The sequence below is a fragment of the Shewanella psychrotolerans genome (assembly GCF_019457595.1).
Classification (GTDB): Bacteria; Pseudomonadota; Gammaproteobacteria; order Enterobacterales; family Shewanellaceae; genus Shewanella; species Shewanella psychrotolerans.
The window spans coordinates 23,196-45,627 of record NZ_CP080419.1 but is presented as its reverse complement, the minus strand read 5'-3'; the positions used below and the strand labels follow the sequence as shown (position 1 = coordinate 45,627).

The 22,432-nt window shown below is 44.4% G+C and carries 19 protein-coding genes and 1 riboswitch; of the genes, 7 read left to right on the top strand and 12 right to left on the bottom strand.

The genetic code is table 11. The annotated features are described in order from the left end of the window. Positions 1-177: 177 nt before the first annotated feature. Complete coding sequence (gene ribB / locus K0I62_RS00185) at positions 178-831, bottom strand: 3,4-dihydroxy-2-butanone-4-phosphate synthase (protein ID WP_220069615.1); 654 nt, start codon at positions 829-831, stop codon at positions 178-180. 163 nt (positions 832-994) lie between these two features. After that, positions 995-1,187: riboswitch (FMN riboswitch) on the bottom strand. A gap of 143 nt (positions 1,188-1,330) precedes the next feature. Here ribB and K0I62_RS00180 point away from each other — a divergent pair. The 3 genes from K0I62_RS00180 (at position 1,331) to K0I62_RS00170 (ending at position 4,684) form a co-directional block, all read left to right on the top strand. After that, complete coding sequence (locus tag K0I62_RS00180) at positions 1,331-3,406, top strand: S9 family peptidase (protein ID WP_220069614.1); 2,076 nt, start codon at positions 1,331-1,333, stop codon at positions 3,404-3,406. Then, positions 3,406-3,702, top strand: a complete 297-nt coding sequence (locus K0I62_RS00175) for a GIY-YIG nuclease family protein (protein ID WP_220069613.1) — start codon at positions 3,406-3,408, stop codon at positions 3,700-3,702. Before K0I62_RS00180 ends, K0I62_RS00175 begins: the two co-directional genes overlap by 1 nt. A gap of 145 nt (positions 3,703-3,847) precedes the next feature. Further along, positions 3,848-4,684 (top strand): phosphatase PAP2 family protein, encoded by an 837-nt coding sequence (locus K0I62_RS00170; RefSeq protein ID WP_220069612.1) that lies wholly within the window; start codon positions 3,848-3,850, stop codon positions 4,682-4,684. A 716-nt stretch (positions 4,685-5,400) separates the two neighbouring features. Here K0I62_RS00170 and K0I62_RS00165 read toward each other — a convergent pair. Continuing rightward, on the bottom strand, positions 5,401-6,171 hold the full coding sequence (locus K0I62_RS00165; protein WP_220069611.1) for a DUF4097 family beta strand repeat-containing protein: 771 nt from the start codon (positions 6,169-6,171) through the stop codon (positions 5,401-5,403). 208 nt (positions 6,172-6,379) lie between these two features. Here K0I62_RS00165 and K0I62_RS00160 point away from each other — a divergent pair, with 208 nt between their 5' ends. Then, positions 6,380-7,174: a class I SAM-dependent methyltransferase gene (locus K0I62_RS00160; RefSeq protein WP_220069610.1), complete on the top strand. Its 795-nt coding sequence runs from the start codon at positions 6,380-6,382 to the stop codon at positions 7,172-7,174. Between the two features lie 39 nt (positions 7,175-7,213). Here K0I62_RS00160 and K0I62_RS00155 read toward each other — a convergent pair whose 3' ends face one another. From K0I62_RS00155 to K0I62_RS00140, 4 genes are all read right to left on the bottom strand, one after another. Beyond that, positions 7,214-9,052 carry a M14 family metallopeptidase gene (locus K0I62_RS00155; RefSeq protein ID WP_220069609.1) on the bottom strand — a complete coding sequence of 613 codons (1,839 nt, stop codon included), beginning with the start codon at positions 9,050-9,052 and terminating at the stop codon, positions 7,214-7,216. A 125-nt stretch (positions 9,053-9,177) separates the two neighbouring features. Beyond that, the gene (locus K0I62_RS00150) at positions 9,178-12,330 is read right to left on the bottom strand and encodes an efflux RND transporter permease subunit (RefSeq protein ID WP_220069608.1); all 3,153 of its coding nucleotides are present in this window, start codon (positions 12,328-12,330) and stop codon (positions 9,178-9,180) included. 9 nt (positions 12,331-12,339) lie between these two features. After that, positions 12,340-13,500, bottom strand: coding sequence for an efflux RND transporter periplasmic adaptor subunit (locus K0I62_RS00145; RefSeq protein ID WP_220069607.1), 1,161 nt, complete (start codon positions 13,498-13,500; stop codon positions 12,340-12,342). Between the two features lie 433 nt (positions 13,501-13,933). Next, positions 13,934-14,614: a DNA-3-methyladenine glycosylase I gene (locus tag K0I62_RS00140; protein ID WP_258405052.1), complete on the bottom strand. Its 681-nt coding sequence runs from the start codon at positions 14,612-14,614 to the stop codon at positions 13,934-13,936. A gap of 228 nt (positions 14,615-14,842) precedes the next feature. On the opposite strand from K0I62_RS00140, the gene K0I62_RS00135 reads away from it, so the two are divergent. Together K0I62_RS00135 and K0I62_RS00130 are read left to right on the top strand one after the other, a co-directional pair. Beyond that, positions 14,843-15,736, top strand: a complete 894-nt coding sequence (locus K0I62_RS00135; RefSeq protein WP_220069606.1) for a LysR family transcriptional regulator — start codon at positions 14,843-14,845, stop codon at positions 15,734-15,736. A 121-nt stretch (positions 15,737-15,857) separates the two neighbouring features. After that, positions 15,858-16,505, top strand: a complete 648-nt coding sequence (locus tag K0I62_RS00130; RefSeq protein WP_220069605.1) for a glutathione S-transferase family protein — start codon at positions 15,858-15,860, stop codon at positions 16,503-16,505. Positions 16,506-16,531: 26 nt separating this feature from the next. On the opposite strand, the gene K0I62_RS00125 is transcribed toward K0I62_RS00130, so the two are convergent. Together K0I62_RS00125 and hemG (K0I62_RS00120) are read right to left on the bottom strand one after the other, a co-directional pair. Continuing rightward, positions 16,532-17,062 carry a thioesterase family protein gene (locus K0I62_RS00125; protein WP_220069604.1) on the bottom strand — a complete coding sequence of 177 codons (531 nt, stop codon included), beginning with the start codon at positions 17,060-17,062 and terminating at the stop codon, positions 16,532-16,534. Between the two features lie 156 nt (positions 17,063-17,218). After that, the gene (gene hemG, locus K0I62_RS00120; protein ID WP_220069603.1) at positions 17,219-17,752 is read right to left on the bottom strand and encodes a menaquinone-dependent protoporphyrinogen IX dehydrogenase; all 534 of its coding nucleotides are present in this window, start codon (positions 17,750-17,752) and stop codon (positions 17,219-17,221) included. A gap of 272 nt (positions 17,753-18,024) precedes the next feature. Between hemG (K0I62_RS00120) and K0I62_RS00115 the strand changes: the two genes are divergently transcribed. Continuing rightward, entirely contained in the window at positions 18,025-18,330 is a 306-nt protein-coding gene (locus K0I62_RS00115) for an ArsR/SmtB family transcription factor (RefSeq protein WP_028763438.1), read from the top strand. Between the two features lie 23 nt (positions 18,331-18,353). Here K0I62_RS00115 and hemG (K0I62_RS00110) read toward each other — a convergent pair whose 3' ends face one another. The 4 genes from hemG (K0I62_RS00110) to pepQ all read right to left on the bottom strand — a co-directional run bounded on the left by hemG (K0I62_RS00110) (position 18,354) and on the right by pepQ (position 22,427). Beyond that, positions 18,354-18,881: a menaquinone-dependent protoporphyrinogen IX dehydrogenase gene (gene hemG, locus K0I62_RS00110; RefSeq protein WP_220069602.1), complete on the bottom strand. Its 528-nt coding sequence runs from the start codon at positions 18,879-18,881 to the stop codon at positions 18,354-18,356. Further along, the gene (locus K0I62_RS00105) at positions 18,881-20,338 is read right to left on the bottom strand and encodes a TrkH family potassium uptake protein (RefSeq protein WP_220069601.1); all 1,458 of its coding nucleotides are present in this window, start codon (positions 20,336-20,338) and stop codon (positions 18,881-18,883) included. Before K0I62_RS00105 ends, hemG (K0I62_RS00110) begins: the two co-directional genes overlap by 1 nt. Before the next feature lie 138 nt (positions 20,339-20,476). Next, positions 20,477-21,097, bottom strand: a complete 621-nt coding sequence (locus K0I62_RS00100; RefSeq protein WP_220069600.1) for a YigZ family protein — start codon at positions 21,095-21,097, stop codon at positions 20,477-20,479. Between the two features lie 10 nt (positions 21,098-21,107). Next, positions 21,108-22,427: a Xaa-Pro dipeptidase gene (gene pepQ, locus K0I62_RS00095; RefSeq protein WP_220069599.1), complete on the bottom strand. Its 1,320-nt coding sequence runs from the start codon at positions 22,425-22,427 to the stop codon at positions 21,108-21,110. Positions 22,428-22,432 lie beyond the last annotated feature (5 nt).

Below are 22,432 nucleotides of genomic sequence, written 5' to 3'. Positions count from 1 at the left end.
CATTATTTTTTATTCTTATTTTGAGAAAACGAAAAACAAGTGACCTCAAAACTGCCACTAAAACTAGCGATAGCCACAGTAAGAAACACTTTAAAAAATAATATGAGATAGAATTATATTTATGCATATAAGTTAACAAAGAGCCAATTTAAGACCCTTTGTTAACTAGTTAGACTATTAGCAAGCTTCGGCCATGAGGGATTTACGATAAACAACAATATCCTCAATGGTTAATACTGGCATTTTATGTTGATGACCAAATTCGATAATCTCTGGCAGTCTTGCCATAGTTCCATCGACATTGGTGACTTCACACAATACGCCAGCAGGCTTTAAACCCGCCAATTGCATTAAATCGATAGTACCTTCGGTATGACCACGACGGGTAAGCACCCCACCTGGTTGAGCCCGTAATGGGTAAACATGACCAGGACGGGCGAGATCATTTGCAGTGGCACCATCTGCAATCGCGGCCTTAATAGTTGTCACACGGTCAGCCGCCGAAACGCCTGTGGTTACACCCACTTTCGCCTCAATACTTACCGTGAAAGCTGTACCATATTGGCTAGAGTTATCCTCAACCATAGGCGGTAATTCAAGCTGTTCGACCTTTTCTGCCGGTAAACAGAGACACACAATACCGCTACATTCACGGATAAGTAGTGCCATCTGTTCGTTGGTTAAATGTTCTGCAGAATAGATAAGATCGCCCTCATTCTCACGATCTTCATCGTCAACAACGAGAACCCCATTACCAGCTCGTAAGGCTTCAAGCGCAGTTTCGACGCGTGAAATTGCGTCACCAAAGGGAGAAAGTAAAGACTGATTCATGGTTAAATCCTTAGTAATACTAATAAAATGGTTTTTTTCCAGAATCAGGGCATACAGAAAATAACACAGCACAAGCTATCGCTTCTTGTTGCGTTGAATAAGAATGGTAATAGACCTAGTCAGCTTTAGCTCCAATGAGGTAATGCTGCACAATCACGACATCTTATATTCTCTTTCATCCGGACTTAGCGCACCTATAGTGCTCATTACCGTCGGCTCTGGAATGACTTTACATGGCGTAAAGCGCACCAGATCTGCTGACCCTATATCTTTGATGATTTAGGCGCTCGCGGGCTTAAGTTCTATAACAAACTATCACCGCCGGTGGGGAGTCACACCCCGCCCTGAGAATTGCTGTCTTATAATAGACAAGCACGATAATGGTGCGCCAAATTGTATTAAATGACAAGCTAGAGGGTGACAAGTCTTAGCTAGATCACCTAATCTCAACGGTGAGTCCAAAACCCAATAGTTAAATTTCGACAAAAGGTTAAATTTGATGTCATCAATATCCCCGCCCATTGCAGCAAAAATGCCTCATTCAATCACCCTGCATGGTAAAACTCGAATAGATAACTACTATTGGATGCGCGATGATGAACGCCAGTCGCCCGATGTAATAGCTCATCTCAACCATGAAAATGAGTATTATCAAGCGCAGTTTGCGCCATTTAAGCGCTTGCAAGACGAGCTATTTCAAGAACTAATTGGCCGACTCGACAAAGATGAGTCAAGCGCGCCCTACTACTGGCACCAGCATTGGTATTTTAGCCGCTACCAGCTAGGGGGCGAATATCCCATTTTTGCGCGCAAAAAAACCATAGATGCTGATGAAGAGGTGTTACTCAATGTCAATCAGCGCGCTGAGGGATATGAGTTTTACGGCTTGGGGGGCTTTAGTATTAGTCCAAACGAGCAATTACTCGCCTTTAGCGAGGATAGATTAAGTCGCCGCATTTATACCATCCAAATAAAAGATCTTAACAATCGCAGCCTGTTATCAGACACCCTTAACGATACCGATGGAAGCATGGTGTGGGCTAATGATAACCAACATCTTTTTTATATCAGAAAGGATCCGCAAACCTTACTTGGGTTTCAGGTCTTTCGTCACCGACTAGGGCAAGCTCAAGCTGATGACCAGTTAGTTTACGAAGAACAAGATGACAGCTTCTATCTCTCTTTAACCAAAAGCTTAGATGAAACTCGCATCCTGTTAATTCATGAAAGCACGGAAACCAGCGAAGTGTCGGTTATCGATGCCAATCAGCCATTAGCCGAGTTCAAACCATTGCTGACAAGAGAAGTTGGTCATGAATACTCGGTCGCTAAACATGGAAACGACTATTACATTCTCACCAATTGGCAAGCCGTTAACTTTCGCTTGATGAAAGTCTGTGAAACGAAATTTGCCAACAAACAACACTGGCAGGAGCTGATACCCGCAGATGATCAAAGGCGCATAGAAGATCTCTTAGTACTTAAAAATCATCTCATTGTTCAACATCGTCATCTAGGATTAAGCCATATCACCGTTTATCCATTTAGTGACCAACCTAGCTATCAACTTTCCTTTGATGATGAGGCTTATGTGGTCGGCTTTGATGTTAACCCGAATCAAGAGAGCGATCAGCTTAGGGTCTACTATTCTAGTCCATCCACGCCAGAGTCTATCTATCAATACGATTTAAATAACCCATCGAATAAAAAGCTGTTAAAACAAGAGAATGTCCTCGGAGATTTTGACAGCAATAATTACCAGACTGAGCGCCTATTCGTTGATGCCAGAGATGGAGCCAAAATCCCTGTCACCTTAGTTTATCGTAAGGACCACTTTAACAAAGATGGCACTAACGCCTTATACCAATATGGCTACGGCGCCTATGGTTACACGATAGATGCAGACTTCGACAACTCAATATTAAGTTTGCTCGATAGAGGCGTGGTTTATGCGATTGCCCACGTTCGAGGTGGCGAGATGCTTGGTCGCCCTTGGTACGATGCTGGTCGGTTAATGAACAAGAAAAATAGCTTTAATGATTTTATCGATGTCACCAACGCCCTCATCGACCAACAATATGCTGACCCAAACAAAATTGTTGCAGCTGGAGGAAGCGCCGGAGGTTTATTGATGGGGGCAGTGATAAATCAAGCGCCGCAACACTATCTTGCTGTCGCGGCTCATGTTCCCTTTGTGGATATTGTTACCACCATGCTCGATGAGTCGATTCCACTAACAACCAATGAGTATGATGAGTGGGGTAATCCTAATCAAAAAGCCGCTTTTGACTATATGTTGAGTTATTCTCCTTATGATCAGGTAACCAGCCAAAGCTATCCTCATCTACTCGTTACCACAGGCCTTCATGATTCGCAGGTTCAATATTTCGAGCCAGCTAAATGGGTGGCTAAACTTAGAGAATACAAAACTGACGATCACTTATTGTTATTCCATATCGATATGGAGGCTGGCCATGGTGGCAAAAGTGGCCGCTATCGCCGCTACCAAGATACCGCAGAAGAGTACGCCTTTTTTCTTGGCCTAATAAACCAACAGCAAACGGGTAGTCGTTAATGCCAATAACAGAAAAGCCTTGGTTCTTGTATATCATTGAATGCTGCCAAGGTCAGCTCTACACCGGCATAACCACTGATATAGAGCGTCGTTTCAAAGAGCACCAACTTAGCGGCCCAAAAGCTGCTAAATTTCTGCGTGGCAAAGCTCCACTACGATTAGTTTATAGGGAGTCTGTCGGAAACCACTCACAAGCATTGAAAAGAGAAGTTGCAGTGAAAAAGCTTAAGAAACAGCAAAAATTAGCTTTAATACAAAATGATGCAAATAGTCACACTCTCAAAAGGGTCGACTAAACCTCAGTTTTATTAGGGACGAACAGCTAAATAATACGAGACATAACGCTAAAAAACTGTAAAAAGCCTGTTTATCTAAAGTTGTTGACTTTACTTCCCTGCAACAAGCATCTATTGTGGGCTACCCCGCTTATTTGAGAACAATATGAGCATATTTTTACAAGCTAAGGCAGAGGGATGCTCTAGGCAAAATAAACACCAAGGACGGGGATTTTTAGGTTTACTCTTTATATTTTCGATCGGTTATCTATTCACTTTAGAGTCTTCGATCAACCTATACCTTTTTAGGCAATTTAATGGTATTGCACCATATTTCCCCGACTGGTCGCTGACACTACTTACCGATTTGGGTAATGGCGTTACATTGGGGCTCATCACCCTTTGCTTCGTCATTAAACGCCCGGAGCTAATAATAAGGGTGTTAATTGCCAGCGTATTGTCACTAATAATTGTCCCCACCTTAAAACAGTATTTTGATGCTCCCCGACCAGCAGCACTGTTAGAAGTAATTAATATTGTTGGTGAAACTCGTTTAAATAACAGTTTCCCATCAGGCCATACCGCGACTGCCTTTCTGTTTGCTGGGACCCTATTTTTTGCCTATCAATGTAGAAATATCAAAACATTAGCCATTGGCTTCGCCGCTATTGTGGGGCTATCACGTATCATAGTCGGAGCACATTGGCCTCTGGATATTATAATGGGTGCATTTGTCGGATTATTTTGTGCGTACTTCGCCGCTTATTTCCCATATACCAAGTTATCTAAATTCCATAATGCCATCATGGTCAGTTTTCTTTGGCTAGTGCTACTCGTCTGTGAGTTAGAGAAGAGCTTTGATAAACAGCTCATCTGGCAAGTAATGGCGCTTAGATGGGGGCTTCTTGCCACTGCTGCAAGTCTCATTTGGTATCAATATGACATCAAAGATTTGGTAAGCCAAAGAGTTAAAAATAAATTCATGGCAGTCAATAAAACTTAATCGTAAATTCTGCGCCATGAGTCAAACCTAGACTCGTGGCAATCAGCCTTTATTCACGCTTTCTTCACATCAATCTAGATAAACTGGCGACTCATTTATAAAAGAGATGCTTTACGTCCCCTCAAACTAACCAAATTCACTAATACCCATTCTGCGACAATAAGGGCATTTGGAGCTTGTGTTTTTTTCGCCCCCCCCCTCTATTTTGTTCATCGGCAATCCAGAGACCCATTTAGCCATCTTCCCGAGCATAAATGGGGCGTCACCCTAAATAGCCGACTGACAGCAATGCTGCTAACCAATCGAGGCAATGAGCAGGCTTTAGGCATATTGATGCTTTGTTGCCTTATTAAGCGACCAGAACTCATTATCCGCCTATTTATCGCCTCTATATCGTCTCTAATTTTGGTGCCGTTGTTGAAGCGATGCCCACGTCTCGTAACTGTACTTGAGATACTTACTGGCATCGGTGACAAACGTCTAACACACCGTTTTCCATCGGGACCACTAGTGCATTCTTATTTGTTAGCACTCTATTCTTAACTTGCCAAGTCTCACAGCGCGCAAGGCTAATTCAACTCAAACGCCAAACGAATAAATCACCTTGTTCTTAGGGTGGGCATTGGCTAACACTATCAAATTTATAATTAATAAACCTGATAGTGATTAGCCGCTGCGCCGGGAAGAGTATTTAGTTAGCGACCCTATTAACCCAACTAGTCCATACGAACAGGGCCATTAATGTTATCAAAGCTTAGGTCTCCCGAGCCTGATTCAACAATGTGTAATCCTTTGCTGTTTTCAACGCGAATACCACCAGAACCATCATCGACAGTGACCTTACCGACAATGTTTTGGATAGTCATTGAGCCAGAGCCATCCTTTACGCTCACATCACCATTAACCTGATTAATCTCAATCGATCCCGAACCATCTTCTAGGTTAATGTTACCGTCAACATTAGCCAATACAATGCTGCCAGAGCCATCGTCGATAGTGAGCTTTTTGCCACCGTCGATATCTATCGCTCCAGAACCATCTTCAATCTGCATATCCGCCAGCACGCCGCGAATAGCTATGGCACCTGAGCCATCATTAATATCCAGCTGCATGTGGGCTGGCACCTTGACCACGAGATCGATGTAAGGAGAACGGCTGCTCGAAAAAGAGAGTCGGCTGAAGGCGTCGAAATTAGCAACCAGCTTAGCCTTGTTACCAGAGCGAACTAAGGTTAATTCTGGCTCGGCGCCATCATAACCATAAATGTCTGCATCCAAAGTAATACTCTCTACCGACGCATCTCCGATCACCTTCAGGGCGCCTGCCCCGGTGTGCGCCATCAGGGTATCTAATTCACTCGCTGCCAATGTCAGTTGCACCTGCTTGTGATAGTCGAAGTTATCCCTTCCCGCGCCATTCACATTCACAATACATCCTGTGAGTCCGAAAATCAGAGCCGTAATCATAGCCAGTGAGCGAGCCAACATAAAAACCTTCCTTAATATCTGCTAAAAATCCCAAACGCCGCAGCGCTTTGCTAGCTCATCTAAAGCAGATAACATGCCAAAAGTTATCTGGTTGTTTTTTATATGTTATTATCCACAGAGTGGCATTGCGCTAAGGATATATCACCATCTCAATCGTGGGATTAGTTACTATTTAGTGAAATACATCATCAACTTATAAGGCAAAGGCATGGACTATTTAACCCTCAACCGAACAGCCTGGAACCACAGAACCCTAGAGCATCTGGACTCAAGCTTCTACGATGTGGATGGCTTTCTCGTCGGCAGCAGCTCGCTGCAGGAGATAGAGCTAGCAGACCTAGAAGTGAAGGAAAAAAGCCTACTGCACCTGCAATGTCACTTCGGCTTGGATACCCTCTCCTTTGCGCGCATGGGTGCCAAGGTAACAGGGGTGGATCTCTCCGATACCGCCATCCATCACGCAAGACGACTGGCCGATGCCTGCCAGCTAACCGCAGACTTTACCTGTTGCGATCTTTACGAGGCCGCCGATCGACTGCAACAACAATTTGATATCGTCTATACCTCCTATGGCGCCCTCTGTTGGCTACCGGATCTCAGCCGCTGGGCCAAGCTGATTCATCAGTCGCTAAAGCCCGGTGGCCAATTTTATATGGTGGAGTTTCACCCGGTGCAGGCGCTGATGGAAGGCTACAGCTACTTTGCCCAGCAAGAGCCAGATGTGGAGGAGGAAGGCACCTATACGGAAAATGCCAGCGACAACAAACACACCATGGTGACCTGGCCACACTCTCTGGCCGATGTGATAAACGCTTTAGTTGGCGCAGGGCTGAGAATCGACGCTATACAGGAATATCCCTTCAGCCCCTATGACACCTTTGACAATCTGGTGACGGGTGAAAGTCTAGGGCTGACTAGCGACAGACCCAGATATTATCAATTGCATCAAGGCAAGCCCATTCCTCTGGTATTCAGCGTGTCGGCGACCAAGCCAACTATCTAAGCTAAAACATAAAAAAGCAGGCTAAGCCTGCTTTTTTGTTTAGTCTCTCAGCACGGGATAAACCCTGTACTGCTTGTCATAGTAAGGGCTACGCTCATAGAACCAACGCAGTCTCGCCTCGGCGTCCTTGGCGAATTCAGGATCTTTTAACGCGGCCTCAAACTCGGCCGCTAGGGCTGGATCTTCTTTCAGCATCTTAACCGCCAAAGGCTCTACCGCATAATGCTCGATATATTCGGTACGGGTAAAGATGGGATTAAAGAAACCCCACTGCAGCAGCGAATCCGGTGATTGCGGCTCCAACAAGAGAATGGCCAGGTCACCGAGTGGCTGCTGTGTGCTGATCTTTACAGTGCCAGCAGGCAGCTCAAGCTTCGTCTTATGACTCAATACGGGCGCAGAGACTCGCTGGCGTCCCTCGTAATCCTTAGCGGCAAACGTCGGCTCTCCAAATTGATATTGGGTCAGGGTCAACTCGGTAGGCTGCTCCAAACGCGTCATGCGTATGCCATGAATGTTCAGGCGCTCGATCACCTCTTGCCACTGAGGTGGAATATAGTAAGCCGAAGGGCGATTCACCTTAATCTCTGCCTGGGTATTACCGATAACGGGTAAATTCTCATATAGCTTGGGCTCGCCAGTCCAACGCACCACCGTCTCACCACTAATGGGACTCTGCTCCAGGCGATAGTCGATCCCCTTGAAGTCCCATCCTTTAGGCTGCTTCTCCGACTGCCAGGTCAGAGTGATACGATCGCTATAGCGGTAGCTATCCTGCTTGATGGCACTGCGCAGGGCCGTGCCCTGCTCAGCTAAGATATCCAGAGTCGATGCCAGCATCACATAGGTGCCGAGTACCCGCTGCTTAAAGGGCTTAAGGCTGTGATTTTCGATCAGTATGGTGGGCAGATGGCGTGCGTCACCATAACCGTTTGAGTAACGTGGGCTCGCATTCCACAAGGACATGCCCTGACTCATGTCGCGATTGTCGATGGCAAATACCAAGGGGCCGGGCACATGCCCTTGAGCTGTCAGCGCCTGTTCGACCAAAGGTCGATACTTATCATTGAGCCAGCGATAACTGGCGGGGCTAAGTCCCTGAGCCAGGTTGTAGCCAAAGGTGACGTCATATTGATAGTCGATACCGTCAGTAACATGCACATCAATATAGAGATCTGGTTGCCAGCGATTAATCGCCGCCAACATATGCTGCATCTCTAAGCTATCGGCCTTGGCATAGTCACGATTGAGGTTGAGGTTGTTGGCCGTGGTGCGCCAGCCCATCTCCACCGGGCCTCTTTGATTCACGCGATTAAATTGCCCGCTACGCTCATGGGCATCGACGCTGAAGATAGGTACAAACAGAAGATTCGCCCCATCTAGCAGGGCCTGCTTATCTCCCATAACCATGTCGCGCAGCAACATCATGCCCGCATCCTTGCCATCAATCTCACCCGAGTGAATACCTGCCTGCACCAGCAAGCTGGGCTTGCCGTTAGCCTGCAGCTCCTCAGGAGTATTAACGCCCTCTTGCGATGCCACAATCATCCAGATATCCCGCCCCTGAGGGCTCTTGCCCAGCGAAACCTTGTGCAGCTTGTCACTGGTGGCAATCAGCTTGTCGAGCCAAGCAAAGGTTTCATCATAACTCGGACTGCTCTTCAGCCCTTGTTGCTCAAATGGGGTAGCCCATGGATCATCGGCGGCCATCAACAGAGACTCACTTTCACCATGCCACACAATGCTTGGTGGCAGAATCGTATCATTGACGTAAGTATCGACAACTTGAGGAGTCGATGCTGGCACATCAGAGTTGGCCGCAGAGACACTAAAGCATATAAAAAAAACAGCGGAGATATAGGAAAATTTAGGGCGCATCTGTTATTACCTAATGGCTTATTATTAGGCAAACATCTTTAATGAAAATTCTTTTAAGTGCAACACCTTATACATAATAAAAAACCCAGCTTGCGCTGGGTTTTCGATTTCAGATCGCTGACCGATTAGTCTTTTATTGGTGAGTCCACTTTGGCTGCATCGCTACCGCCATTACGCTCTCGTTTACTAAAAATTCGTTCAACGATAACAAAGAAGATCGGAATAAAGAAGATCCCTAGGAATGTCGAGCTCATCATGCCGCCCAATACGCCTGTACCGATAGCATTCTGACTGCCAGAACCTACACCAGAACTAATCGCTAGCGGAACAACCCCGAGACCAAAAGCAAGTGAGGTCATCAAAATGGGGCGCAAACGCACACGAACCGCATGTAAGGTTGCTTCAACTAAACCAGCACCTTGATCGTAGAAGTCTTTGGCAAATTCAACAATCAAAATAGCGTTCTTAGTCGCTAGACCCACAGTCGTTAATAGACCCACTTGGAAGAATACATCGTTGGGTAAACCACGGCCATTCATCGCCAGAAGTGCACCAATAATTCCCAAAGGAACCACTAACACGACCGCAAATGGAACCGACCAACTCTCATAGAGCGCAGCAAGTACCAAGAACACGACCATAATAGACAATGCATATAACGCTGGCGCTTGGTTGCCCGATAAACGCTCTTCATATGATAGGCCATTCCATTCAACACCAAATCCAGGTGGTAACTTATCCACCATAGCTTCGATATCTGCCATAGCAGTACCAGTACTGTAACCAGGTGCTGTTCCGCCTTGGATATTCATAGCAGGAAGACCATTAAAACGCTCTAGGCGTGGAGAGCCAAACTCCCAGCTACCGGTTGCGAATGCCGAAAACGGAACCATCTCACCTTGAGCATTTCTCACGTACCACGAGTCAAGATCTTCAGGTTGCATACGATATTGTGCATCACCTTGAACGTATACTTTCTTAACACGACCACGATCAATGAAGTCATTCACATAACTACCACCCCAAGCAGTTCCGAGGACACTGTTTACCGAATCAATATCGACCCCCAATGCTCTAAGCTTGGCATGATCAACATGGATTTGGTACATGGGCGCATCTTCTTGGCCATTAGGGCGAACACCAACTAAATTAGGATTCTGTGCAGCCATACCTAACAGCATATTACGTGCTTCGAGTAGCTTTTCGTGACCTTGACCATTTCTATCTTGCAGATAAAAATCAAAACCATTGGCTGTCCCCAGCTCGATTACCGCTGGCGGTACAAACGCAAATACAAAGGCTTCTTTCATCTGAGAGAAGGCCCCCATGGCGCGTCTGGAAATAGACTGTATATCTTGACCTGGATTTTTTCGTTCAGACCAATCCTTTAATCCGACAAACGCAAGACCCATGTTTTGACCGCTACCAGCGAAACTAAAGCCTGAAACGCTGAAGACCGACTTAACATTGTCTCCCTCTTGATCGAGATAAAAGTCTGTGACTTTCTCCATCACTTTCTTCGTGCTTTCTTGGGTTGAGTTTGTTGGCAAAATCGCCTGAGTAAACAAAATACCTTGGTCTTCATCAGGCAAGAAAGCTGTCGGCATGCGCATGAAGATCCAGCCCACAGCAACGGTCAGGGCCAGATAGATCAACATGACGCGTCCAGCGCGCTTGATCATCGCCGCGACACTCGCCTCATAACGCGAAGTCATCTTATCGAAGCTACGGTTAAACCAACCAAAGAAACCGGTTTCGATTCCATGGTGCCCTTTAGCAATAGGTTTCAACATGGTGGCACACAGGGCCGGCGTCAGAATAATCGCTACCATCACGGAGAGCGCCATCGCCGATACGATAGTCACTGAGAACTGACGATAGATAACGCCGGTAGAACCCGACATAAACGCCATAGGCACAAATACCGCCGACAGTGTCAGACCGATACCAACAAGTGCTCCAGTGATCTGATCCATCGATTTACGTGTGGCTTCTAACGGGCTTAACCCCTCTTCTTGCATCACACGCTCAACGTTTTCGACCACCACAATGGCATCATCCACCAGCAAGCCAATAGCTAGCACCATCGCGAACATTGTGAGTGTATTGATAGAGAAACCGGCCGCAGACAAAACTGCGAAGGTACCAAGTAACACAACGGGGACAGCAATGGTTGGAATTAGGGTTGCGCGGAAGTTCTGCAAGAATAGGTACATGATAACAAATACCAACACCACAGCTTCTATTAACGTGTGAACAACACCCTCAATCGACTTATCGACAAATGGCGTCGTATCATAGGGATAAACCACATCTAACCCTTGAGGGAAGAAGGGCTTCATCTCATCAATTTTTTCGCGCACAAGCTCTGCGGTAGCCAATGCATTAGCACCAGTGGCGAGCTTAATCGCCAAACCAGCCGCAGGCTTACCGTTATAATAAGATTCTACCGCATAACTTTCGGCACCGAGTTCAACACGAGCAACATCTTCAAGAAAAACCTTAGCGCCAGAAGTATCAGACTTAATGATGATCTTCTTAAACTCTTCGGCCGTTTGCAGACGACTCTGTGCAGAAACGGTCGCATTTAATACCTGCCCCTTAATTGCTGGCGCGCCACCCAATTGACCGGCAGAAACTTGAGCATTTTGCTCACGAATCGATGCTAGAATATCTTGGCTGGTGAGGTTATATTGAGTTAATTTCAGCGGATCTAGCCAAATACGCATTGCATATTGCGCGCCAAATAGCTGGATCTCACCCACCCCTGCAACACGGCTCATAGGATCTTGAATATTTGATCCCACATAATCCGAAATATCATTCTTGTCCAGAGAACCATCTTGAGATACGAACCCGAGTACCATCAAGAAACCCGAGCTGGATTTGTTAACCTTAACCCCTTGCGCCTGCACTTCTTGAGGTAACAGAGGCATAGCAAGTTGTAACTTGTTCTGCACCTGAACCTGAGCGATATCAGGATCTGCCTCGGCATTAAAGGTCAAGGTGATCTGAGCATTACCAAAACTGTCACTGGTTGACGAGATATAACGTAGATGGTCAATACCCGTCATACGCTGCTCAATCACCTGAGTAACGGTATCTTCCATGGTCTTAGCTGATGCGCCTGGATAAACAGCACTAATCGTCACTGTTGGCGGTGCGATACTCGGGTATTGAGACACGGGGAGGTTCATAATAGAAAGCACCCCGGCCAACATAACAATAATTGCAATCACCCAGGCAAAGATAGGGCGATCGATAAAAAAACGAGCCATAATTTTACCCTACTTTTGTTGTTGCTTATCTGATGTCATATCGCTTATAGGCTTACCGATAACAGCTGCTCCTGGACGAATTTTTTGTAGTCCCTCAACAATCAGTTGATCACCTACAGCCAACCCATCGGTTATACGCCACTGATGATCAATAACCTCGGCAGTAGTGACAACGCGTGGTTCAACTTTGTTGTCAGCACCAATGACCATAGCAACGGCTTGGCCTTTGGTATTGCGGGTTATCGCCTTTTGAGGAACGAGTATCGCTTTCGGATCTGTACCCGCATTGAGCACGGCACGTACATACATACCAGGTAGCAATACGCCATCAGGGTTAGGGAATTCAGCACGTAAAGTGACCGACCCTGTATTTTCATCAACACTCACCTCAGAAAACTGTAGCGTACCAGAATGAGGGTATTGGCTGCCATCTTCCAGAACCAAGGTCACGTCAGCATTTTCTGTAGCCTGCAATGAGCCCTGTTTTAGCTTGGCTTTTAAACGGAGCAGTTGCGCACTCGATTGCGCAATATCGACGTTAATAGGATCAAGCTGTTGAATCGTCGCTAAGGTTTGGCTTTGATTCGCCGTAACCAATGCACCAGCGGTGACACTAGATTTACCAATACGGCCAGAGATCGGCGCTTGAACTTGAGTATACTCAAGATTAATTGTTGCAGTATTTATCGCAGCTTTAGCAACGGTGACACCCGCTAATGCTTCTTTATAAGCCGCATCCGCTTCATCAAAGTCTTGTTCACTAATTGCATTCGTTGTTAGCAGCGCCTTATAACGGGCAGCTTTCGCTTTAGCCGAAGCTAAGCTTGCATTTGCACGAGCGAGATCCGCTTCAGCACTCACTAAAGCAGCTCGATAAGTTGACGAGTCAATTTGGTACAGCGACTGTCCTTTTTTAACCTCAGCGCCCTCAACGAAGCCGCGCTCGGTAATGATACCGGAAACCTGAGGTCTAACCTCAGCCTCTAAGAATGCCTTGCTTCTCCCTGGCAATTCGACTTGAATTGCTTGTGGTTGAGCAACAACCTTGATCACACCGACTTCGGTACTTCGTGGAGCCGCAGCTGACTGACTTTGTGCCTCTTGCTGACCACAACCCGTTATCCATAACGCCACACCAATAACTGAGGCAATTTTAACTATTTGCCGCATGAGAACTCCTAATCAAGGCCACAACAAAAAACGCCCATTGATAGCAAATGCTATAGGGCTGTCTTTTGGAGGCATAATTTATTTTAAAAATTGAGATAGTATTTATCTCACACCTAGCCAATGCCGACAAGAACAATACACGGCCAATTTTGTAAGTTAATGCAAATTATTATGTTAAACCACTTACCAATATTACTCTTGGGTTAAAAAAGCAACGAAAGACCACCAAAAGAATAGCTAATGTTTTAAAAATGTGATCACCACGATCAACCATATACATCATCACATCAAGTAAAAATCAGTTAAAAGTACGATATAAAAAGCCCAAGAAGAGTGAATTTCAAGTCACACTGGGCGATAACTGATCTTAAATGCTATATATCAACAGCGTAATAATGCCAAATAAACAATATCAATCGACAGCTAATCAAGACTAAATACGGTTATCCCCGACGCTGCACGCGACGATCCTGCTGATCTCGGCAAATGATAACCCAGACTCTTGCTGCCAAGCATTAAACACAGCTTGAACCTGCTTTAGCCCACTCTTCGAGGTAAATCCATAATCAATGAGATTATGGGCCTTCAAGTAACCTTTTATGTCATCAGTCAGTAAAAAGGTGTCTTTTCCTATCGCTCTTAAAAAATAGGGGCCTGTATTGCCGCCAAGACGATTGCCAAGACGTTTAAGCTCACTCCATAAGCCTATGATGTCATCACTTGGCCAATCGGCAATAAACTTGGCAAAGCTACCATGTTTCAATTTCACCTCATGTATCATCAAGGCGTTATCATATATCGCCATCGTTTTCTTGAGATGACGAATCAAATTCTCATCACTAGCACGCTGCTGTAATTGCTCAGGCGATAGCATTAACACTTTATGGGGTTCAAAATTAAAAAAGGCTTGCTCATATGCAGGCCACTTGTTGTCTACAATTCGCCAAACAAAACCACACTGAAACACTTTCTTGCTGATCTCAGATAACAATTGTGCGTCGCTATACTGTTCAATCGCTTTGTTATCGACTAGCCGTGGCATTAGAGCCTGCAACGAAGCTTCGCCCCCTTTGCGTTCGCATGCGCGATGGTAAATTTGTTCAAAAGATTCCAAACGTAATTCTCTGCATTAATTATTAAATAACATCCATAAAAATGATGTTCCAAATCTACAAGTACAATACCACTCAAAACGAAAAAACGATCAAAAAGCCCTGCAATAAATCCCACACAATCGATAGACCACTTTGACACATTGCATAAAATGAATAATAAATAATCATAAGATTGTTTGTTTGATAACCTCAACTAAACAATTGGGGCGCAATGAAGGAAAAGAAATATGGATCCATCACAACTTTACCGAATGTTGGTTTTTGCCAGTGTTGTGGAGAAAGGTTCACTCACCGCAGCCGGAGAGGCGCTTAACATTAGTCGCTCTATGGTGAGTCAGCATCTAAAACGATTAGAGGCTCACTGCCAACTCAAGCTACTTTATCGCACCACACGTAAGCTCTCTTTGACTCAAGAGGGAAAGCAATTCTATTACTATTGTGCAGAGCTACTAAAACTGGCAAAACAGGCGGAAGCATCAATAATACCAAGCGATGATCAATTGCATGGCACAATAAAGATATCCGCACCTGTAGCCATAGGTGAACTCGCTTTGGTGCCGCTATTTAGGGAGTTTACGAAGCACTATCCTCATATACATCTCTGTTTGTTATTTGAAGACCGTAAACTCGACTTACTCGAACATAATATCGATATTGCTATTCAGGTAGGTCAGGCCGATAACGAACAACTGGTCGCTGTTGAATTAGCTGAATATGATGAATATTTAGTTGCAGGTCCCGAATACCTTGCAACCCATGGCTCACCATCACACCCCGATAGCCTGCCCCATCACCAATGGATAATGCATAGCACTCATCAGCTACCGCGCAATTGTCAGTTTGAGAATAGTGAAGGCGACAAGTTTAACCTGCAACTAACGCCCTTTATCAACTGCAATACCCTTGTTGGCACCTTAACTTTAGCCAAAGAAGGGTTAGGCATAGCCATGTTGCCAGAGCATCTGGTTAAGCAACCAATACAAGAAGGTTTGCTGCGCAGAATAATGCCTGATTACCACTTAGGAAAAGGCGGAATTTTTGCGTTGCATGATTTTGAAGATGTTATCCCAGCAAGAGTGCATGCGATGCTCACTTTTTTACAGCGACGTCTTTATCAATAAGGCCCACTAAGCAGTAAAACTAACTTCACCAAGTCACCATTTTTGATGAAAGTTTCTGCTAAAGCACTAAAGTCACGCTACAGTTAAGGTATCAAATTGAGACATACGGAGACTGATAACGATGGAATTGTTCTACCATCCCCTGTCTCGGTACTCTCAAAAAGTACTCATTGCGCTTTATGAGAAACAAGCTAACTTTTATCCAAGAGTAATAGATCTAAGCGACCCATTCTCGCGGCAGCAATTTAAGCATCAATACCCACCCGGAAAACTCCCATTGCTCAAAAATAGCGTGGGCGAACTACTGCCAGAATCAACGATTATTATCGAATATATAGATCACCAATTTTCAACCGGAACACGATTGATTCCACAACAATTTGAACGCGCTCTCGATGTCCGGCTATTTGATCGACTGATTGATAACGATTTAAACAACAAACTCTATTTAGTTGAACAAATACAAGCCAGAGCGGAGCAAAATCCGATCAAGCTAAAGCAGCTTGAAAAAGAAGTGTTGGCAACGATTAACATGCTAAATGATAAACTGGCTGTTAATCACTGGATATGTGGAGATAGTTTCACACTAGCAGATTGTGCTCTGATACCGTGTCTCATTGATGCAAAAATTGAATTTAAACTGTATGAATTTGACGAGATCGATAGATACCTATATCAAGCAGAAACCCGTGGTGCTTGGATACAAGTTCGAGAAGAAGTCGAACTACAAAAAGCGGCTGTACTCGCAGGTTTCCGCCCTATTCCGTAAAATTCAACCCGAAAAATCAACGAGCCCTAGATATTGCGCTCTTTTTTAAGCTGAAGAAATTCCTTCCATTTTGCAACTTCTGGTGGCAAAACTGGAGTCTCACCTTCAAATCCCGCTTCTTTAATCATCTCTGTTATCGGAACTTGCTTACGATTAGAGACAAACACCCCGCGGACATGAACGATGCAGCGTAAAGTACCATCGCTAACAAAGCGCTGCTCAACATAAAAATATTTCTCATCCCAGCCAACAACCTTACTCTCTATTTGAAACTTATGTAGTGGCTTAATATCACGAATATAAGTAAATTCAGCAGCGTTAACGATAGGCATCCACTTGAGTTTTAAAAATCGTTTTAAAAGCCCCATTTCTGCCAGCATATAAGTACGAGCCAAATCCATAAACGCAGGATAACGAGAATTAGTCAGATGAAAGTTGATATCGCAATCTAATGGCAGCGCCCGATAATCAATTCTACTTGTACCAAGAAAATCGATCTTACGGCAATGGCGCACGCGCCAAAACATCAGCCAAAACAAGCGAAAGTAGAGATTCATAACATTAACATCCGTATAAATGGGGGCAGAAAAGGCTAACAGAGGTCTTACCAGATGACAAGCATCAGTAACAGCTCAAAAAGGCTAGCACTCTGGCAAAAATGCGTTCTCCTAGAAAAGAAAAAGAGCCATATAGGCTCTTTAGGAAATCAATCGTTATTTGGGTAAGTCTATCAAATGCTCCGCATACACATTAACATCCTGCCAGTCAGTGTAGTCGATTACCGCCTTAGGATCGGTAGGTCCATCGGTCATCTTCATGATTAACTGGATCATCCAACGGTCATACCAACGCCATGAAGGATAGTCCACCTTACCCGCAATCACTTTAACATCTTTAGGTTTCCAAGCAGAAAGTTCGATAAATTTCTGAAGATACTTATTATTTTCAGGGATACGTTTCTCAGGATTACGCGCGACGACATTAACGCTAAAGAAGCTGTTAGGTTTGGCTTCAAGTTGCTGCTGATATTGGTCTACAAATGCAAAAACCGACTTGTCGTAAGTGCCGTAGAGTACGCATGCACCCAGAGCAACACTATCGTACTTATCCCAATTTATGTCACCTGACTCACCAATCCTAAAAAGATCACACTCATGCCCTTGTTGGCGTAGGTGTTCGGCCATAGCTTGAGTGATTTTAGCGGTATGTCCGCCACGCGAGTAATAAACAATAAGTACCGAAGCCATAAAGCGTCCACAATAAAAGAAGTCTAATAACATTGTTACAATAAAGTGCATCTAAAACAGGCCTGTGGATCACAAATTAGTTAAGGGTTTTGTGAAATACACCACCAAATGCGACAAAAAATAACGGTAGAATAGAAACATAATTGAAGTAATGTCGTTGTTGAGTTGCCCATTTTCAAGTTTGAGCACTTTCTACTATCTGAGTATCATTGCTTTCACCACACCACTCAATTAGAATTAGCTAATCAAGTAGAATACAAGAGAGTCATCATATGCAAAAAGATATTGATGTAGATACAATGGTCACTAACGCTCAGAGCGCAGCCAAATGGCTAAAAGCGATTGCGAATCCATACAGATTGATGATCTTGTGCCAGCTATTAGACAATGAATTAAGCGTCACTCAGCTCAATGAGACAGTGCCGTTAAGCCAATCAGCATTGTCACAACACTTAGCCGTTTTACGCGCAGAAGATTTAGTAGCGACCCGAAAGAGTTCTCAGATCGTCTACTACACCTTAAAAAATGAGCAGGTTACCGAAGTGATCTCTATTCTTTATAAGCGCTACTGCGCATAACTCTGTACCATAAAATAAAGCCTTTAGCGCTCACTAAAGGCTTTCGCAAACTCTTCAACTTTATCCCAATCTGTAAATTCATAAGTTCCTGAGGTATCAGTTGGTCCTTTGGTGATCCACATAATAAAACGGATCATAAACTTATCGAAGAAACGATACTTTGGATAATCAATTTTGCCAGCAAATACACCTAACTGCTGCGGTTGCCATAATGAAAGTTGAATAAACTTTTTCATATAGGGATTCGTCTCAGGGGTGTTTTTCTCAGGCTTTCGCGCCACAACATTAACCGTGAAGAAAGCGTTCTTCTTACTGGTAAGCGCTGCGCGGTGACGATTCACATACTGAAACAGTTCGGGCCTATGTTTGCCATAACGAATACTGGCACCGATAATCACTTTATCGAAATAAGATAAATTGACCGACTGAGCTTCTTCTAGCGAAACCATAGTCACCATCTGTGTTTCTGTTTTACAAATCTGCTGGATCCGATCACAAATCGCTTTTGTTTGACCATCAACAGTTGAATAAATAATTAATGTACGGCTCATCAATTCTTCCAAAAAGTCGGTGTAAACAGCACCAGTAAGGTAAACACTTCTAATCGACCGAATAACATCGCTACGACCAAAACCCATTTTTCACCATCACCGATACTTGCATAGTTACTCGCCACTTCGCCAAGTCCCGGGCCAAGGTTGTTTAAACACGCCGCAGTAGCGCTAAAAGCGGTAATATTATCCATACCCAGCGCCATCAAGATCAACATGCAAACCACAAAAACTAACGCATAAGCAGAAAAGAATCCCCACACAGCGTCGATAACACGATCCGGTAATGCCTTACCATTAATACGGATAGAGAACATGCCTCGAGGATGTATTAAACGTTTGAGTTCTCTAGAACCTTGCAGCAGCAATAAGATCATCCGCATCACCTTAATGCCACCAGCTGTAGAACCACCACAACCACCAATGAAACTGGAAAAAATCAACAACATAGGCAAGAATAGCGGCCACATATGAAAGCTTTCTGTACCGAAACCGGCGGTGGTAGATATTGATACAGCTTGGAATAACGCAAAATCAAAGGTTTCTTCAGCACTATCATAGATGCCAGAATGATATAACGTCGCAAAACAGATAAGAGTCAACGCCAATTGAATCACGATCAACGCTTTAAATTCAGCATCTCTAAAATACACTTTCAGATTAATACCACGCCGAGTAAAGGCGGCAAAATGAAGGCTAAAATTGAGGGCTGCTATCAATAAGAACACCACACAAACCATATTGATGGCCGTACTGTCAAAATACCCCATACTGGCATCGTGAGTCGAAAAACCGCCAATAGCAATAGTCGAAAAAGAGTGACAGATGGCGTCAAACACATCCATTCCAGCGATCCAATAAGCAAACGCACAGGCAATGGTCAGCGCTAGGTAGATATACCATAACGCCTTAGCGGTTTCGGCTATTCTGGGGGTCATCTTACTGTCTTTAACTGGCCCAGGTATTTCTGCTCGATAAAGCTGCATCCCCCCAACGCCCAATACAGGTAAAATAGCGACGGCAAGCACAATGATCCCCATCCCTCCTAACCACTGTAATAGATGACGATAGAATAAAATTGCTTTAGGCAGAGTGTCTAGGCCAACTAATACCGTGGCCCCAGTCGTAGTCAGCGCCGAAAAGGATTCAAAAACACTGTCTGTAATAGATAAATCTGGCTGACTCGAAAAAATGAAAGGAACGGCACCAATAGAGCCTAGAACGCCCCAAAACAATACCACCAGCAAGAAGCCCTCTCGAGTTCGTAGATCTTTCTTATGGTGACGGTTCGGATACCAAAACAAAAATCCAAAAACTAAACTCAGAAAGAATGCCTGAATAAATGCCGTACCTCCACCATCTTTATAGATCACGGCAACAAGTGCTGGTGGGAGTAATGACAAAGAAAACAGGCCCATCAACAAACCCGTTATTCTTATTATTGTTCTATATTGCATCTAAGCTTTCTATTCATCCATATAACGGCATCATGCAGACTTCGGCATTTTCGCACATATTCATCACGCAGTTGTATAAAATTTATTGTTACATTGTGAAACCATGCAGATTTAACAATCACAATAACAGATCGTGCTCTAAAATTTAGTTTCAAATTGTGGCTTAAGCGAGCCTTGGCTCATAGTTGCTAGCTCTTGTGAAAGCTGCAATTGTTGGTTTTTAGGGATAATAAAGTGAAGTAACACTTTATCTGTAAACTCCTTGTCGACGACAATAGCCTCGCAACGAGTCAAGAAATGCTCGACATCTTTGAGTTGGTGATAGTCGCACATCAATTTAGCGGGGTAACGAAGTAACTTTGTCTCGGTTTCAAGCTGGGTAAGGCCCTGCTTAATACCCGAACTGTAAGCCCTAACTAAACCACCCACGCCAAGTTTAGTCCCACCAAAATAACGTACAACAATCGCCCCTAATTCGCCGATATTAGCCCCTTGCAGCATCGCTAACATTGGACGTCCTGCACTCCCCGCGGGTTCGCCATCATCACTCGACCCCATAGCAACAGTATTACTAGGATCACCAGCAACAAAGGCATAACAATAATGGTTTGCCCCCGGGTATTCACTCTTAATGTTAGTGAGCGCACACTTAAGCTCTTTTTCTGATGAACAGTGAAATAAGAAAGAGATAAAGCGACTATGCTTTATCTCTTCTTCAACCATCAACGATGCCGATGGAATCAAATAGCTTTCACTCAAGAGTCATCTCCTAACTATTCAAACCAAAATTCCGTGTCATGTTTTCATTGTGATCACTATGAACAATCACGTTATCTTCGATGCGAATACCGCCAAATGGACGTAAAAGGTCAACCGTATCCCAGTTAATCTGCTGACGAGCATCTTGTTTCAATTCATTAAGTAGGGTGTCAATAATATAAAGCCCTGGTTCAATGGTTAGCACTTGATTGGCAGCCAAAGTGCGAGTACAACGCAAGAAAGGATGGGCCTCAGGCGGCGATATATGAGTACCACGTTCGTCATGGAGGAAGCCTCCCATATCATGTACCTGCAAACCCAACATATGGCCTAGTCCATGGGGGAAAAAGGCGCTGGTGATCCCTTGATCAATTAATCCTTGCTTGTCACCTGTGACAAGGTTGAAATCCAATAATATTTGCGCCAACTTCTGGTGAGTCGCGATATGAAGATCTGGGTATTTAACCCCAGGTCGCATCATATCGATAATCTCCAGTTGCAGTGTATCCATAGCCGTGATCAACTCACCAAAGAGATTCTTCTCAAATGCATAAGTTCGCGTAATATCCGCAGCGTAACCGTGAAAACTAGCACCCGCGTCAATTAAAAAAGACAATCGCTGAGCAGGCGTGTCATGCTCAAGTGCGGTGTAATGCAATATCGACGCATTTTGATTAAGGGCGATAATATTGCCATAAGGCATCTCATTTTCCCCCTGATCCGTTGCTGCTAAGTAAGCCTGCTGGATCTGAAACTCACTGGCGCCGCTATAAAATGCACTTTTTGCGGCATCATGCCCTTTAACCGCAATGTCGTTTGCTCTGCGCATACATGCCAATTCGTACTCAGTTTTAGTGGCTCTGTGATAATGCAGATAGCTCATGATCGCCTCAGGGTTACGAGACTTAAAGCCTAACACTTCAGCGACCTCTAAATGCTCACCGATATACGCCCAATTTCCTATATCTTTTGGCAATAGCTCGGCAACCTTATCGGCCTTGGTCAATAATTTAATATCAAACTCTTGAGTCCAAAATGCATCAGGAAGATCAGCGACTTTGTGCCAAAAATCAACAGGACGATAAAAAATTAGCTGTGGCTTATCTTTACCATTCACCAACAACCAACAGTGGGGATTATCAAGCACTGGTAACCAAGCTTTAAACTGCGGATTGACCTTAAAAGGATAATCCAAATCATCGAGAAACTGGCGATGGGGTTGTCCCGAATGAATAACCAAACCGCTTACCTGCTCACGAGCCATGATCTCAGCAACACGACGATTTAATTCAAAGATATGGTTTGGATAAAGAGGCGCTAAGTTTTCCATCTCTC

Excerpts from the sequence above, each read along its gene's own strand:
- ribB (WP_220069615.1), bottom strand. The coding sequence starts at position 831 with ATGAATCAGTCTTTACTTTCTCCCTTTGGTGACGCAATTTCACGCGTC.
- K0I62_RS00180 (WP_220069614.1), top strand. The coding sequence starts at position 1,331 with ATGTCATCAATATCCCCGCCCATTGCAGCAAAAATGCCTCATTCAATC.
- K0I62_RS00175 (WP_220069613.1), top strand. The coding sequence starts at position 3,406 with ATGCCAATAACAGAAAAGCCTTGGTTCTTGTATATCATTGAATGCTGC.
- K0I62_RS00170 (WP_220069612.1), top strand. The coding sequence starts at position 3,848 with ATGAGCATATTTTTACAAGCTAAGGCAGAGGGATGCTCTAGGCAAAAT.
- K0I62_RS00165 (WP_220069611.1), bottom strand. The coding sequence starts at position 6,171 with ATGTTGGCTCGCTCACTGGCTATGATTACGGCTCTGATTTTCGGACTC.
- K0I62_RS00160 (WP_220069610.1), top strand. The coding sequence starts at position 6,380 with ATGGACTATTTAACCCTCAACCGAACAGCCTGGAACCACAGAACCCTA.
- K0I62_RS00155 (WP_220069609.1), bottom strand. The coding sequence starts at position 9,052 with ATGCGCCCTAAATTTTCCTATATCTCCGCTGTTTTTTTTATATGCTTT.
- K0I62_RS00150 (WP_220069608.1), bottom strand. The coding sequence starts at position 12,330 with ATGGCTCGTTTTTTTATCGATCGCCCTATCTTTGCCTGGGTGATTGCA.
- K0I62_RS00145 (WP_220069607.1), bottom strand. The coding sequence starts at position 13,500 with ATGCGGCAAATAGTTAAAATTGCCTCAGTTATTGGTGTGGCGTTATGG.
- K0I62_RS00135 (WP_220069606.1), top strand. The coding sequence starts at position 14,843 with ATGGATCCATCACAACTTTACCGAATGTTGGTTTTTGCCAGTGTTGTG.
- K0I62_RS00130 (WP_220069605.1), top strand. The coding sequence starts at position 15,858 with ATGGAATTGTTCTACCATCCCCTGTCTCGGTACTCTCAAAAAGTACTC.
- K0I62_RS00125 (WP_220069604.1), bottom strand. The coding sequence starts at position 17,062 with ATGAATCTCTACTTTCGCTTGTTTTGGCTGATGTTTTGGCGCGTGCGC.
- hemG (WP_220069603.1), bottom strand. The coding sequence starts at position 17,752 with ATGGCTTCGGTACTTATTGTTTATTACTCGCGTGGCGGACATACCGCT.
- K0I62_RS00115 (WP_028763438.1), top strand. The coding sequence starts at position 18,025 with ATGCAAAAAGATATTGATGTAGATACAATGGTCACTAACGCTCAGAGC.
- hemG (WP_220069602.1), bottom strand. The coding sequence starts at position 18,881 with ATGAGCCGTACATTAATTATTTATTCAACTGTTGATGGTCAAACAAAA.
- K0I62_RS00105 (WP_220069601.1), bottom strand. The coding sequence starts at position 20,338 with ATGCAATATAGAACAATAATAAGAATAACGGGTTTGTTGATGGGCCTG.
- pepQ (WP_220069599.1), bottom strand. The coding sequence starts at position 22,427 with ATGGAAAACTTAGCGCCTCTTTATCCAAACCATATCTTTGAATTAAAT.